At 65.8% G+C, this 11,612-nt stretch carries 19 protein-coding genes, 1 tRNA gene and 1 pseudogene; 5 read left to right on the plus strand and 16 right to left on the minus strand.

Features of this window, described 5'->3' with window-relative positions; genetic code table 11:
• Positions 1–3: 3 nt before the first annotated feature.
• Positions 4–78: transfer RNA gene (locus ACN4E0_RS05970), tRNA-Gly, on the minus strand.
• Between the two features lie 194 nt (positions 79–272).
• On the opposite strand from ACN4E0_RS05970, the gene ACN4E0_RS05975 reads away from it, so the two are divergent.
• Positions 273–1,187, plus strand: coding sequence for a tetratricopeptide repeat protein (locus ACN4E0_RS05975; RefSeq protein WP_419566570.1), 915 nt, complete (start codon positions 273–275; stop codon positions 1,185–1,187).
• Positions 1,188–1,195: 8 nt separating this feature from the next.
• Positions 1,196–1,807: an LON peptidase substrate-binding domain-containing protein gene (locus ACN4E0_RS05980; protein ID WP_419566571.1), complete on the plus strand. Its 612-nt coding sequence runs from the start codon at positions 1,196–1,198 to the stop codon at positions 1,805–1,807.
• Here the strand turns inward: ACN4E0_RS05980 and ACN4E0_RS05985 are convergent.
• From ACN4E0_RS05985 to argB, 5 genes are all read right to left on the minus strand, one after another.
• On the minus strand, positions 1,794–2,435 hold the full coding sequence (locus tag ACN4E0_RS05985) for a MarC family protein (RefSeq protein WP_419566572.1): 642 nt from the start codon (positions 2,433–2,435) through the stop codon (positions 1,794–1,796). The genes ACN4E0_RS05980 and ACN4E0_RS05985 overlap by 14 nt on opposite strands.
• A gap of 4 nt (positions 2,436–2,439) precedes the next feature.
• Positions 2,440–3,141 (minus strand): hypothetical protein, encoded by a 702-nt coding sequence (locus tag ACN4E0_RS05990; RefSeq protein ID WP_419566573.1) that lies wholly within the window; start codon positions 3,139–3,141, stop codon positions 2,440–2,442.
• Positions 3,138–4,034: a bifunctional methylenetetrahydrofolate dehydrogenase/methenyltetrahydrofolate cyclohydrolase FolD gene (folD, locus tag ACN4E0_RS05995; protein WP_419566574.1), complete on the minus strand. Its 897-nt coding sequence runs from the start codon at positions 4,032–4,034 to the stop codon at positions 3,138–3,140. The genes ACN4E0_RS05990 and folD overlap by 4 nt, the downstream gene beginning before the upstream one ends.
• A complete protein-coding gene (locus ACN4E0_RS06000; protein WP_419566575.1) occupies positions 4,034–4,324 on the minus strand; it encodes a YggT family protein in 291 nt (96 codons plus the stop codon). Before ACN4E0_RS06000 ends, folD begins: the two co-directional genes overlap by 1 nt.
• 81 nt (positions 4,325–4,405) lie before the next feature.
• A complete protein-coding gene (argB, locus tag ACN4E0_RS06005; RefSeq protein ID WP_419566577.1) occupies positions 4,406–5,302 on the minus strand; it encodes an acetylglutamate kinase in 897 nt (298 codons plus the stop codon).
• A 200-nt stretch (positions 5,303–5,502) separates the two neighbouring features.
• Between argB and ACN4E0_RS06010 the strand changes: the two genes are divergently transcribed.
• A complete protein-coding gene (locus tag ACN4E0_RS06010; RefSeq protein ID WP_419566578.1) occupies positions 5,503–5,907 on the plus strand; it encodes a hypothetical protein in 405 nt (134 codons plus the stop codon).
• 100 nt (positions 5,908–6,007) lie between these two features.
• Here ACN4E0_RS06010 and ACN4E0_RS06015 read toward each other — a convergent pair whose 3' ends face one another.
• A complete protein-coding gene (locus ACN4E0_RS06015) occupies positions 6,008–6,568 on the minus strand; it encodes a sulfotransferase domain-containing protein (protein WP_419566579.1) in 561 nt (186 codons plus the stop codon).
• 47 nt (positions 6,569–6,615) lie between these two features.
• Between ACN4E0_RS06015 and ACN4E0_RS06020 the strand changes: the two genes are divergently transcribed.
• A complete protein-coding gene (locus ACN4E0_RS06020) occupies positions 6,616–6,774 on the plus strand; it encodes a hypothetical protein (protein WP_419566580.1) in 159 nt (52 codons plus the stop codon).
• Positions 6,775–6,940: 166 nt separating this feature from the next.
• Here ACN4E0_RS06020 and ACN4E0_RS06025 read toward each other — a convergent pair whose 3' ends face one another.
• Together ACN4E0_RS06025 and ACN4E0_RS06030 are read right to left on the minus strand one after the other, a co-directional pair.
• Positions 6,941–7,135, minus strand: coding sequence for a hypothetical protein (locus ACN4E0_RS06025; RefSeq protein WP_419566581.1), 195 nt, complete (start codon positions 7,133–7,135; stop codon positions 6,941–6,943).
• A gap of 139 nt (positions 7,136–7,274) precedes the next feature.
• Complete coding sequence (locus tag ACN4E0_RS06030) at positions 7,275–7,733, minus strand: hypothetical protein (protein WP_419566583.1); 459 nt, start codon at positions 7,731–7,733, stop codon at positions 7,275–7,277.
• A 181-nt stretch (positions 7,734–7,914) separates the two neighbouring features.
• Between ACN4E0_RS06030 and ACN4E0_RS06035 the strand changes: the two are divergent.
• A pseudogene (locus ACN4E0_RS06035) lies at positions 7,915–8,267 on the plus strand (endonuclease domain-containing protein).
• Between the two features lie 250 nt (positions 8,268–8,517).
• Here ACN4E0_RS06035 and ACN4E0_RS06040 read toward each other — a convergent pair.
• From ACN4E0_RS06040 to ACN4E0_RS06070, 7 genes are all read right to left on the minus strand, one after another.
• Positions 8,518–8,850: a DUF1294 domain-containing protein gene (locus ACN4E0_RS06040; RefSeq protein ID WP_419566585.1), complete on the minus strand. Its 333-nt coding sequence runs from the start codon at positions 8,848–8,850 to the stop codon at positions 8,518–8,520.
• Between the two features lie 32 nt (positions 8,851–8,882).
• Positions 8,883–9,245 carry a hypothetical protein gene (locus ACN4E0_RS06045; RefSeq protein ID WP_419566586.1) on the minus strand — a complete coding sequence of 121 codons (363 nt, stop codon included), beginning with the start codon at positions 9,243–9,245 and terminating at the stop codon, positions 8,883–8,885.
• A complete protein-coding gene (locus tag ACN4E0_RS06050) occupies positions 9,242–9,604 on the minus strand; it encodes a hypothetical protein (protein WP_419566587.1) in 363 nt (120 codons plus the stop codon). The genes ACN4E0_RS06045 and ACN4E0_RS06050 overlap by 4 nt, the downstream gene beginning before the upstream one ends.
• A gap of 137 nt (positions 9,605–9,741) precedes the next feature.
• On the minus strand, positions 9,742–10,044 hold the full coding sequence (locus tag ACN4E0_RS06055) for a hypothetical protein (protein WP_419566588.1): 303 nt from the start codon (positions 10,042–10,044) through the stop codon (positions 9,742–9,744).
• 257 nt (positions 10,045–10,301) lie between these two features.
• Positions 10,302–10,973: a putative phage abortive infection protein gene (locus tag ACN4E0_RS06060; RefSeq protein WP_419566589.1), complete on the minus strand. Its 672-nt coding sequence runs from the start codon at positions 10,971–10,973 to the stop codon at positions 10,302–10,304.
• A 55-nt stretch (positions 10,974–11,028) separates the two neighbouring features.
• Positions 11,029–11,193 (minus strand): YodC family protein, encoded by a 165-nt coding sequence (locus ACN4E0_RS06065; RefSeq protein WP_419566591.1) that lies wholly within the window; start codon positions 11,191–11,193, stop codon positions 11,029–11,031.
• 6 nt (positions 11,194–11,199) lie between these two features.
• A partial coding sequence (locus ACN4E0_RS06070; RefSeq protein WP_419566593.1) for a ribonucleotide-diphosphate reductase subunit beta occupies positions 11,200–11,612 on the minus strand: 413 nt, incomplete at its 5' end.

Below are 11,612 nucleotides of genomic sequence, written 5' to 3' on the forward strand. Positions count from 1 at the left end.
AAATGGAGCGGGCGAGGCGATTCGAACGCCCGACCCCAACCTTGGCAAGGTTGTGCTCTACCCCTGAGCTACGCCCGCTCACTGGCGCTACCGGAACCGTGTGGTCCCGGTGGGGAGGCGGCCAACTAGCAGCGAGTCCGGCATGCCGCAAGCCCAAAAAATAGGGAAATTTCGCTTCCCTTGTTCGCGCCCGCCTGCTCCTTCACATTTGTGCGAAAAGGCCCACATGGGGCGCAAGGAATTCCAGCAAGAAGGGTTTGGCAGTGGCGAGCATGGGTTTGAGCATCGACGAACAGAAAGCGGTCGACCGGTTCCGCACGGAGGTGGTCGAGCCGTCGATGACGAAGCTCGTGATCCTCGATTTCTACGCCGACTGGTGCGGCCCCTGCAAGGCGCTGGCGCCGATGCTCGAAAAGGTCGCGGCGGACTATGCAGACAAGGGCGTGGTGCTGAAGAAGATCGACGTCGATGCGGAGAAGTTCATCGCCGCGCAGTTCCAGGTCCAGTCGATCCCGACCGTCTATGCGCTGTTCCAAGGCCAGCCGGTGGCCGACCTGACCAATGCGCGCAGCGAATCGCAGCTGACACAGACGCTCGACCAGATCCTCGCCCAGCTGCCGATCGAGGGCGACGAGGGCGGTGCAGGCGGCCAGTCGCAGCAGGACGTCTCGCAATTCGTCGCGATGGCGGAGCAGGTGCTCTCCGAAGGCGATACCGAGCGCGCCGCCGGGATCTTCTCGCAGGTCGTCGAAATGGCGCCCGACAATGCCGCCGCCCAGGCCGGGCTGGTGCGCGCGCTGGTCCAGGCCGGCCATGTCGAACGTGCCGAGGCTGCGCTGGCAGCCGCCGAAACCAATCCCGCCATTGCCGCCGACCCGCAGATCGCCCAGGCGCGCAGCGCGCTCGAGCTGGCCGGAAGCAAGGTCGACGATGGCGAACTCGCCGCACTCAAGGAGAAAGCGGAAGGCGGCGACATGCAGGCCCGCTTCGATTACGCCGAAGCCGCCTTCGCCGCAGGTGAGCGCGACGCGGCGGCGGACGAGTTGCTGGCGATGTTCGAAACCGACCGCGAATGGAACGACGGCGCCGCCAAGACCCGCCTGCTGCAGATGTTCGAAGCGGTCGGGCTGGAAGATCCCTGGGTGGTCGCCACCCGCCGCCGCCTCTCGCGCCTGCTGTTCGGTTAGGGGGCTCCTTGGCCGACCGTTTTCCCATCTTCCCCCTGCCCGGCGCCATCCTGTTCCCGGGGCTGCAACTGCCGCTCCACATCTTCGAGCCACGCTATCGCGCGCTGGTCGGCCACGCACTGGCCAAGGATCGGCGGATCGGCATGATCCAGCCACAACGCTCGGCTGAGGGGGCTCCGCTCTACGCCATCGGCTGCGTCGGCCAGATCAGCGATGTCGAGGCGCTGGAAGACGGGCGCTACAATATCGTCCTCGACGGCGCGGCGCGCTTCCGCGTGCTGCGCGAGCTCGAGACCTCGACGCCCTTCCGCCAGGTCGAAGCCGAGCTGCTCGACGATCCGGAGGACGAAACGCTGTCGCATGTCGAGCGGGCGGGCTTCGAATTCGAGGCGCGACGGTTTGCCGACATGCAGGGTTATTCGGTCGATTGGGATTCGGTCGCCCGCCTCGACGACGAGACGCTGATCAACGGCGTCGCCCAGATCGCGCCCTTCGACCCCGCCTCGAAACAGGCGCTGCTCGAAGCGCAGGACCTGCGTACCCGCTGCGAAGTGATGATCCAGCTGATGCAGTTCTTCGCGCTGCGCGACGACGGCGACGAGATCGTTACGCTGCAATAGCTCCGGCGGCGAAGAAGCTGCCCTTCAGCCCGTCGATGACATATTGCGCAGCGAGCGCGGCCAGCAGGACGCCCAAGACGCGGGTGATCGCTGCCTCGACCTTGTCGCCGAACAGCCGCATGATCGGGCCCGCCGCGATCAGCGCCAGCATGGTAAGGATGAGCGCGGCCGCCAGCGCAGCGAGCACGGTCAGGTCCTGCTCAAGCCCGCGCGCCTCGTTCATCAGCAGCATGATTGCGGCGATCGCGCCGGGACCGGCAAGCATGGGGATGGCCATGGGGAAGACCGAGACGTCTTCGACCTCGGGCGTTGCCGCGACTTCCTCGGCACGCTTCTCGCGACGCTGGGTGCGCTTTTCGAACACCATTTCGAAGGCGATCCAGAACAGCATCAGCCCACCCGCGATGCGGAAGCTGTCGAGCTCTATATGAAGTGCGCCAAGCAGTTCCTCGCCGAAGAGGGCGAAAACCAGCAGGATGGCCGCCGCGATCATCGAGGCGCGGATGGCCATGTTGCGTCGCTGGGCGGCGGTCGCCCCCTTGGTCAGGCCGGCGTAGATCGGCGCGCAGCCGGGCGGGTCGATGACCACGAAGAGCGTAATGAAGGCCGAGATGAAGAGCTGGGTCAACGCGCTACTCCGTGGCCGGCGCGGCTACGTCGCCCGCCATGGCATCGACCATCTTGCCGTCCTTGTGGAGGAGCAGCTTCCAGTGGCGGGAGAAGTCGGGCGAGACGACGAAGGTCAGGAACAGGCTGCTGTCGGCGCTGACCTGATCGAAATAGGTGCCGCCGGTGACCGGACGCGAACGTTCGGCCTGCGCGCGCAACTCCGCCGCCATGTCCCCATCGGGGCAATCGGCGACATCGGTGCGAACGAATTCGGGCGCCTCCAGCGGCGTCTCGAGCCCATCGCCCTGGTCGAGCGTCCAGCGATATTCGCCGTCGCGCTGGCGCTGCCAGACGGTGGTGAAATAGCCGTTCGAGCCGTCGGCGCGCTGCCAGGCGCCGCGTGTGACCGCCAGCGATCCGTCGCAGCTCGACCACACGTGGTGCGGCTGCCATCTCACCGCCTGCGCGGGGTTGGCGCGGTCCTTGAGCCAGTCGCGCGCGGCGACCGGCTGCGGCACGAACATCACGCTGCCCTCGGCGGCGTAGTCGCGGAAGGCGGCCCATTGCCCGTCCTCCTGCGCCGCGCGGGCGAAGGCCAGTTCGGTGGCGACAACGCGCGAAGGGTTGGCGCTCGGTGTCAGCAGACGCGCATAGCGATCGCGCGGGCCCGGATTCGAGGCACAGGCAGCCAGACCGAGCGCGAGCAGGGCCACCGCCAGTCTCACAGCGCGCCCTCGGGCAGGTCGAGCCCCTCGTTGCGATGGGCGGCGACGAGCGTGTTGCGCAGCAGCACCGCGATGGTCATCGGGCCGACGCCTCCGGGAACCGGGGTGATCGCCCCGGCGACTTCGCTGGCGCCCGCGAAATCGACATCGCCGACCAGCCGGCCCTTTTCCGAACCCGGTTCGGGCGGAAGGCGGTTGATGCCGACGTCGATCACCGTCGCGCCGAGTTTCAGCCACTCGGCCTTGACCATCTCGGCGCGGCCAACCGCCGCCACGACGATATCGGCGCGCCGGACCACACCGGGCAGATCCTTGGTCCGGCTGTGCGCGATGGTGACGGTGGCATTGGCGCCCAGCAGCAGCTGCGCCATCGGTTTGCCGACGATGTTTGATCGCCCGATCACCACCGCCTCGAGACCCGAGAGGTCGCCGAGTCGGTCGGTCAGCAGCATCATGCAGCCCAGCGGCGTACAGGGCACGAAGCCTTCCTGGCCCACCGCGAGGCGCCCGGCACTGGTGACGTGGAAGCCGTCGACATCCTTGTCGGGGCTGATCGCCGCGATCACCGCCTGTTCGTCGAGATGCCCCGGCAGCGGCAGCTGGACCAGAATACCATCGACCGCTGGATCGGCGTTGAGCTGCGCGACCAGCGCGAGCAGGTCGGCTTCGGAGGTATCCGCGGACAGGCGGTGCTCGAAGCTTTCCATCCCCGCTTCCACGGTCGCCTTGTGCTTGCTGCGGACATAGACCTGGCTCGCCGGGTCATCGCCCACCAGCACGACCGCGAGGCCGGCCTTGCGCCCCGCCTTCTCCGCGAAGGTCGCCGCCCGCTCGCCGACCTTGCCGCGCAGTCTGGCGGCGAAGGCCTTCCCGTCGATCCGCTCTGCCGCCATCAGCCGTAGATCACATTGCCGAGGACGATCAGGATGATGTTGAGCAGGATGATCAGCACCAGCGGCGAAAAGTCGATCGCCCCCGTATTGGGCAGGACATTGCGGATCGGGCGCAGCACCGGCTCGAGGAAGCGGTTGATCGCCATGTAGAAGCTGGCGAGGAAATCGTTCGAGCGGTTCACCACGTTGAAGGCGAACAGCAGCCCGATGATGAACTGGATGATGATCAGCATCACCAGCACGTTGGTGAGCATGGAGATGATCTGGTAAACGGTGCTGAGCGCCTGCATCTGGTCGAGCGTTCCCTTGAAGCTTTTCCTGCCGCGCGTCCTACAATCGCAACAGGCCGCGCGCCACCCCCATCCGTCGGGTTACACCCCGCGGCTGACGAGCGTGCCCGCGCCGCGCGCGGTGAAGAATTCGAGCAGCATCGCATGAGGGACGCGCCCGTCGAGCACGACCGCCGCTTCGCAACCCGATTCGACCGCCTGGACGCAGGTTTCGAGCTTGGGGATCATCCCGCCCGAAATCGTCCCGTCGTCGCGCAGGCGCGCGATATCCGCGGGGGTCAGATCGGTGAGCAGCTGGCCCTGCTGGTCGAGCACGCCGGCGACATCGGTCAGCAGCAACAGCCGCGCCGCGCCCAGCGCGGCCGCGAGCGCGCCGGCCATGGTGTCGGCATTGATGTTGTAGGTATGCCCGTCCTCGCCCACCCCGATCGGCGCGACCACCGGGATCATCCCGGCGCCGGTCACCGTTTCGATGATGGTGGTGTCGACCTTGGCTGGCTCGCCGACGAAGCCGAGGTCGAGCGCCTTCTCGATCAGGCTGCCGGGGTCCTTCTGCGTGCGTTGCAGCTTGGTCGCGGTGACCAGCCCGCCATCCTTGCCCGAAATGCCGATCGCGCGGCCGCCGGCGCGGGCTATCGAACCGACGATCGCCTTGTTGATCGCGCCCGAGAGAACCATTTCGGCGACATCGGCGGTCTGCTTATCGGTCACGCGCAAGCCGTCGACGAAGCTGGTCTCGACGCCGAGCTTCTCGAGCATGGCGCCGATCTGCGGGCCGCCGCCATGGACCACCACCGGATTGATGCCGACCGCCTTGAGCAACACCACATCCTCGGCGAATTCGCGCGCGGCGCGCTCGTCGCCCATCGCGTTGCCGCCGTATTTCACCACGAAGCTCCTCCCCGCATAGCGCTGGAAATAGGGCAGCGCCTCGATCAGCGTTTCGGCCTTGGCGTGGATATCGGGTGTGGTGCTCATCGCCGGCGAAATAGCCGCGCCGGGCGCGCGAGGCAAAGGTTAAGCGGCGCGGCTCGCTGAACGCCGGCTAAACCTCCGATAAACGCCGCGTGAACGGCGGCAATTCGGCCATCGGAGGGCACATTCCGGCGCATTTGCGGGAGCCGGGCGCGCGTCTAGCCGTATTCCGGGTCTCGGTAACTGACAAAGGAGTCGCACACATGACCAGGTTTACCGCAATTGCCGCCGCCCTTCTCGCCACCGCCGGCGCCACGGGCGCCAGCGCGCAGCTCGCCGGTCCCGTCACGGGGACGGTCGATGCCGCCGCCCAGGCCCGCGTCAATCCGCAGCCCGCGCTGAATCAGGCGCAGACCGCCACCGACCGCGTGGGCACCACCGCGACCCGCGCCGCCGACCAGGCCAAGACCCGCGTCGAGACCGCCACCGCCACCGCGCAGGACAAGGTCGAGATCGCCGCAGAGCAGGCCCAGACCCGCGCCGACGAGGCGACCGACATCGAGACCGACGCCAAGACCCGTGGCAGGGGTTCGGTCAGCGCTCCGGGCGTCGACGCCTCGGTCGATGCCGGGGTCAAGGCCGAAGCCGACACCGATCCCGAAGGCTGATCCCGCCTTCGCGACAGGCCGCGGCGGGTGATCCCCTCCTAGCCCCGCCCAGCGGCCGCACCGGGGGCGGCGGGTCGATCCCGCCGCCCCTTTTCGTGTCTCACGCCCGCGCGTCGACCTCGCTTGCGAGGCTGGCGAAGTCGGCGTGTCCGGTGACCGGTGCGACGCGCTCGGCCCAGAGCGCGTCGATCTGCTCGGCGATCGCGGGCGGAACCTCGCGCGCATCGCTGCCATGGGCCCCGACCTTGCTCGATTCGAGATCGTGCAAGCCGAGCAGCTCCGCCATCGCCGCCTTGATCATCGCATCGTCGAACTTGTCCTTGTGGGCGTACATGAAGTCGCGCGCGGTCAGCGCCTCGACCTGACCGACGATGGCCTCGTCCACCGCTATCCCGAGGAAGTCCGCCATACGGCGGATCATCGCCCGCTTGCTCGTCACCGCCCAGCGATAGGTGGCGAGCAGCGTATCGGCCTCGTCGCGTCGCGCCCACCAGCTCAGCAGATGGGTGAAGTAGTCGCATCCGCCCGGCCCGCCAATCAGCCAGAGCGGGAGGAAGTCCTCCATCGACACCGAACCTGGCTCGAAGAGGTAGCCCGAGAAGAAGCAGTACAGCGAATGGTAGGTCTCGTGCGGGTCGCGCAGCGTGACGATGTAGCGCATGCCGGGCGCGAGCCGCTCGTATTCGCGATGCGACTTGAACCCGCGCGGTGTCTTCCCACGGCGTCATGCGGCTGATGTCGTCGAACGCCATGTCGGATTCGCCGGTCGCCGCGAGCATGCGCAGCTGGTGGAACATCTGCTGCGTCATGGTGGTGCCGCTCTTGGCCCAGGAGGCGATGAAGACATCGCCCGGCTGCGGAGCGTAGGGGCGGTAGCCCGGTCGCGGGACCGCCTGCATCGCGCCGAGGTTCATGCCCACTTCTTCGATGCTGCGCGCAAGGCGCCCCAGTCCCACGGTCATGCGCTGTCCTTCCCCCGCGGCGCGACCGCCCGCAGCTATGCCACGCGCGGCGCCCGTCGGGAAGCGCGGGTTTAGCCCGCCTCGTCTAGCGCCCAGGGATTGGCGGCATGCGCCTTCGCGGACGTCCGCGCCTGCGCCTCGGCCTGCTGCAGGTCGGTCTCCTCGGGCGCGGGGACGCTGCAATAAGCGGTCAGCAGGATCGCGCCCGCGAACCACAGCGCGCGCCAGCGGCTGGCGAAGACGGTGGTGAGGCGCGGCCCGAACATGGCCGCAGCCATAGCGCGCAAGGGTTAAGGAACCCTCCGCCCACCTCCTCCGCCGCGGGCGGCAGCGTGGCGCGGCGCGGCGTGCTCGCATGTGTGGCCTTCGGTGGACCGCGCGCCGCATTCTGCGAAACCGTGACTTTCACGCGTCCCCGCCCCCCAGGCCCGCCGCGCGGTCGAGCCGGGCGAGGTAGCGCCGGTGCGCCGCATGGTCGGGTTCGCGCCGGCTGAGGACGTATCGGCCCGCGCGCATCACGGTGCGCACCAGCCCGGCGCGGTAGCGATAGCCGACATCGAGATCCGTGGCCTTGTCCGATGCCAAGTCCACGGCGCGGTGTGGCTTTCCGAGCGCCGCGTCCCATGCCGCCACAAAGCCCGCCGCCCCCACGCGCCTGCGCAGGCGATAGGCGCTCTCGCGCCCCATCGACACGGCGCGCGCCGCCGCCGCGACCGAGCGCGTCTGCGCGAGCATGCCGATGAATCGCGCCTGCCGCTCGATCGTCCACCCGTCGCTGCGCGGGGACACGGGCACGGGATGGAAGCGCGGGATGCGCGGCGGCGGCGGGGCGGAGGAGCGAGCGGGCGGCGGATAGTGCTTCATCGGCAAGGGTGAAGCAGGTTTTGCGCGTGTAGGAAAATGGTGGGGAGGTTTGACTCGCCCACCCCCGGCCCCTCCCGCAAGCGGGAGGGGGGAAGATGGCGCCGAACTCGATCCATTTCGTCCCCCTGGAGCCGCAGGCGTTCCGAAGGAACAGCGGTTAGGGGTGGGCCACACTCCACCGATGCCCGACTGGAAGGCCCGCAACACGCGCCGGGCGCGAAGCCTGCGGAATGCCGCGGCCCCGGCCGAGCGGCGGCTGCGGGAATACCTTGCGCGCAGCCAGCTCGGCGCGAAGTTCAGCCGACAGATGCCGGTCGGCCCCTGGTACACCGACTTCCTCTGCCGCGAGCTCAGGCTGGTGGTCGACTCGATGGCTTCAGCCACGATGTCCGTCCCGAACGGGATGCGGCGCGCGACGCCGACCTCGGGGCGCGCGGGTACACGGTGCTGCACTTCACCAATGACGATGTGATGGAGGATGCCGAAGCGGTGGCGCGGGCGATCCGGCTGAAGGTCGAGGAATTGCGCCACTAGCTCCCTCCCGCTCATCCTGAGCTTGTCGAAGGAGGGAGGGAAGCGAGGCTGGCAGAGCGCCCCGCGCCCACCCCCAACCCCTCCCGCAAGCGGGAGGGGGGATTCCAGCACCGCTCAGCCCCCTCCCGCCTGCGGGAGGGGGTTACGAGACTTGGCGCACAGCGCCTAGTCGCAGTGGGGTGGGCCGGCGCCCCGCTGGCAGGTCTCCGGCACGCCGGGCGCGGTCCAGCGGATCGGCAGGTTCGGCGTCCTAGCCGAGGAGATACCAGCCGCCCGCGACCATCAGGACATTGGCGATGGCCGCGCCCCAGAGCTTTTCGCCGAAGCTGCGCTTGCGGGTCTTGTGGCGGAACACGGCCCTGCCCGCGAGCGCGCCCGGCAGTCCGCCCAGGACGACGAAGCCGGTCAGCGTATCCTCGCGAATGCGCCACCCGCCGCTCCGCGCCCGTGCCTTGTCCCAGCCGAAGGCGAGGAAGGCGAGCAGGTTGATGGCGATGAGCCAGGCCGCCGCGAACTGGGCGAACGGGATAGGGAGCAAGGCGCCGACTTCCTGCATGGTGGCGCAGGTTAGTGCCGAAGACATGAAGGAAGCGTTGGCGAGCTGGTGCCCCGCCCTCAGCCGAACTGTTCGATGCGGTCGAGGTAGCGGTTGTCTTCCGCTTCCTCGTCCCTGCCGTAGCGCTCGGTGGCGTCGTTGACCTGGTCGGTCGAGAGGCGTCCGACGCCCCACGACAGCATCACCGCCGCGACCACGATGATCAGTCCGGCCGCCAGCGCGCCGCCGATGGCGGTGGTGACCGGCTCGGGCGCGACGATCAGCGCGATGGCGAACAGCGCCGCCGCGATGACCATGCCGATGACGAAGTTGTTGAAACCCTCGTCGCCCAGAATGTCGCGCACCTCGGCGTCGAATTTCTGCTCGAGACGGCGCTTCTCGCGTTCGTGAAAAACGCGCATCCTTTCCAGCCGGGTGCTCATGGCCGCTCTCCCGCATCGTCCGCGGGACCGGCATAACGCTCCGTTTCCGCGGTCTCCCAGCGTTCGACATGCGCGCGCATGTCGGCCTTGAAACCCGCCAGCGTCGCCTTGAGGCGCAGCGCGCCGAAGATGGCGACCACGAAGCCCGCGATGGCGGCAAGGGCGAAATAGGCCGGGGGCAGCGCGCCGGTGGTCGAAAGAAGCAGCGCGAATGCGCCAAAGGCCAGCGCGGCAAAGCCCATGGTCGTGGTGCCCATGCGCCACTCTTCGGCCGCCACTTCGCTGGACATGGCCAGGATGACGTCGCCGTCGCGAAGTCGCCGTTCGTGTAATTCGAGAAGCAGATCTGCCTGCGTCACTGTCGCTCTCCCCATCCGGATCGCGACCCTGCCGATTTCATAGCACAGTTTGGCTTTGGGAGCTAAGTTGGCATTGGATTTGGCATTGAGGACCAGCGCTCGCTTTCAACGAAAGCCAATTCGATCCAGCCCAAATACTAATCGAGGTCGCTCATGCATTTAATGTAGCGCGCAGCGTCATCGTAATAATCATCTACTTCACGTGCGTAGCGCCTGAGACTCTCGTAATAGCTATCGACGTCATTCCGGTAGCGTTGCACATCCCATTCGCTGCAATTTCGAGCGGCTGCACAATAGGGTTTGTTCGGCTTGTGAAGAAATGCCGACGGAGCCATGGGTTGCGTGCAATATCCGAAAGCCGCTTGGGCGTCCGGTGGCGCGACGTGAGATCCTGCGAGAAAGGCTAAAGTCGCGATCAAGGCTATTTTCTCGTATTTCACAACCAATCCCCCGCTTAGATTTCGCTTGACTCCCTCCACTCAAATCGGCGGTAGGTCAAATATTCAAATGCGGACATCGAGAGCGACGAGAAGGTCATCGTCCACGCCGCTCAACCTTGATCTCAGTACAACTCACGGCACCTTGTCTCGACGATAAATGCGGACAATGTGTAGTGGCACGAAGAAAACTGGAGCGGCGGGCGGGTAGCTATGCGGCTCCGAGGGCGGTGGAAAGACAGTGATTGATTGGCGGGCAATCAGTGCCGTTGAAAGGCGGTTTCTGCAAACGCGCCCCTGATCTCAAATTCGTCAATTGCTTTACTGCTTAGATTGTGAAGCAATGAATATCGTTCGACGAGATCTCGAAACTTTTCTGCACCTTCACCATACGCGCAGTTCGCACCCAGCAGGATTAGTTCCGATTCAGATAGGGTGGCCCTTAGTATTTGGATGTAAAAATAGGCATCCTGAACCCCGGAGCGATCGATAAAGCGAACGAAGTGGTATAGAAACCTAAAGTAGTGGCCGAGGTCGTTCTGGTATTTGCTGAAGGTCTTCCCCCACGCGCTTCTCATACCAGTGGCGGTGTGATTGCGGAGGTAATAGACCATGGAACGGAACGCGTCTTGCCCTGTCCGCTGTGGGCCCGAGCCGTCGAGATCAATATTTGAGACATTTTGGCGGTGATGGTCTAGCAATTGGAAAAAGGTGCGTTCGAAAGCCAACCTTGCGTTTTGCTTGTCTGTCTCTCGATCGCGCTTCTTTGTGCGCTCAAGCTCTGTGCTTTGAGCACGATATGTCGCGATTGCGCTCAGCGCCGCGACAGAGGCCATACCTGCACTCAGAGGTCCAAAGGAATCTCCGAAAGCGCCGGTATTTGTGAAGTTCCAAGAGGTATTAAGTGGATTCCAGCCAAGTCCGCTGGCCACTACAAAGCCCGACCAGACTACGAAAATCCCGCAAAGAAATTGGAGCAACCTCCGGTCAATCGGTATCATCTACGACCTTCAATTGCGGCGCCCTGAAATTAGAATTTTGCAGCTCGTTCTTTTCGTCGAACCATGTGCAACCGACGTCTTCTCTATTTATCCACGCCACGGTCATGACAGGGCCACCAGATTTTAGCTGCACCAAATCACCAGAAACCATTTTCTCTTACTCCGCCGCCTGCGCTCCGCTTTCATCTCCGAACAGGCCCGGGCCGTCGTCGACGCTCGCCTCTTCCTCGTTCGCGGCCTTGGCCTTGTTGCGCTTGTCGAAGCTCGACCACACGGTGTTCCAGTCGCCCTTGGTCGCGCCCTTCGAATATTCGGTCGCGCGCGTTTCGAAGAAGTTGGCGTGCTCGACGCCGTTCAAGAGCGGGGCGAGCCAGGGCAGCGGGTGGTCCTCGACCATGTAGATCGGCTGGAGGCCGAGCTGGCCCAGCCGCCAGTCGGCGATGTAGCGGATGTACTTCTTGATTTCCTTCGCGGTCATGCCGCTGACCGGGCCCATTTCGAAGGCGAGGTCGATGAAATTGTCTTCCAGCCGCACCGACTTCTGGCAGATGTCGATGATGTCTTCCTTGA

Source organism: Qipengyuania sp., assembly GCF_048550555.1.
In the GTDB taxonomy this organism is placed as follows: domain Bacteria; phylum Pseudomonadota; class Alphaproteobacteria; order Sphingomonadales; family Sphingomonadaceae; genus Qipengyuania.

Bases quoted from the DNA above. Each gene is read 5' to 3' on its own strand.
- ACN4E0_RS06040 (WP_419566585.1), bottom strand. From the start codon at position 8,850: ATGTCTTCGGCACTAACCTGCGCCACCATGCAGGAAGTCGGCGCCTTG.
- ACN4E0_RS06025 (WP_419566581.1), bottom strand. From the start codon at position 7,135: ATGTTCGGGCCGCGCCTCACCACCGTCTTCGCCAGCCGCTGGCGCGCG.
- ACN4E0_RS06030 (WP_419566583.1), bottom strand. From the start codon at position 7,733: ATGAAGCACTATCCGCCGCCCGCTCGCTCCTCCGCCCCGCCGCCGCCG.
- folD (WP_419566574.1), bottom strand. From the start codon at position 4,034: ATGGCGGCAGAGCGGATCGACGGGAAGGCCTTCGCCGCCAGACTGCGC.
- ACN4E0_RS06015 (WP_419566579.1), bottom strand. From the start codon at position 6,568: ATGCGCTACATCGTCACGCTGCGCGACCCGCACGAGACCTACCATTCG.
- argB (WP_419566577.1), bottom strand. From the start codon at position 5,302: ATGAGCACCACACCCGATATCCACGCCAAGGCCGAAACGCTGATCGAG.
- ACN4E0_RS06000 (WP_419566575.1), bottom strand. From the start codon at position 4,324: ATGCAGGCGCTCAGCACCGTTTACCAGATCATCTCCATGCTCACCAAC.
- ACN4E0_RS05975 (WP_419566570.1), top strand. From the start codon at position 273: ATGGGTTTGAGCATCGACGAACAGAAAGCGGTCGACCGGTTCCGCACG.
- ACN4E0_RS06065 (WP_419566591.1), bottom strand. From the start codon at position 11,193: ATGGTTTCTGGTGATTTGGTGCAGCTAAAATCTGGTGGCCCTGTCATG.
- ACN4E0_RS06010 (WP_419566578.1), top strand. From the start codon at position 5,503: ATGACCAGGTTTACCGCAATTGCCGCCGCCCTTCTCGCCACCGCCGGC.
- ACN4E0_RS06045 (WP_419566586.1), bottom strand. From the start codon at position 9,245: ATGAGCACCCGGCTGGAAAGGATGCGCGTTTTTCACGAACGCGAGAAG.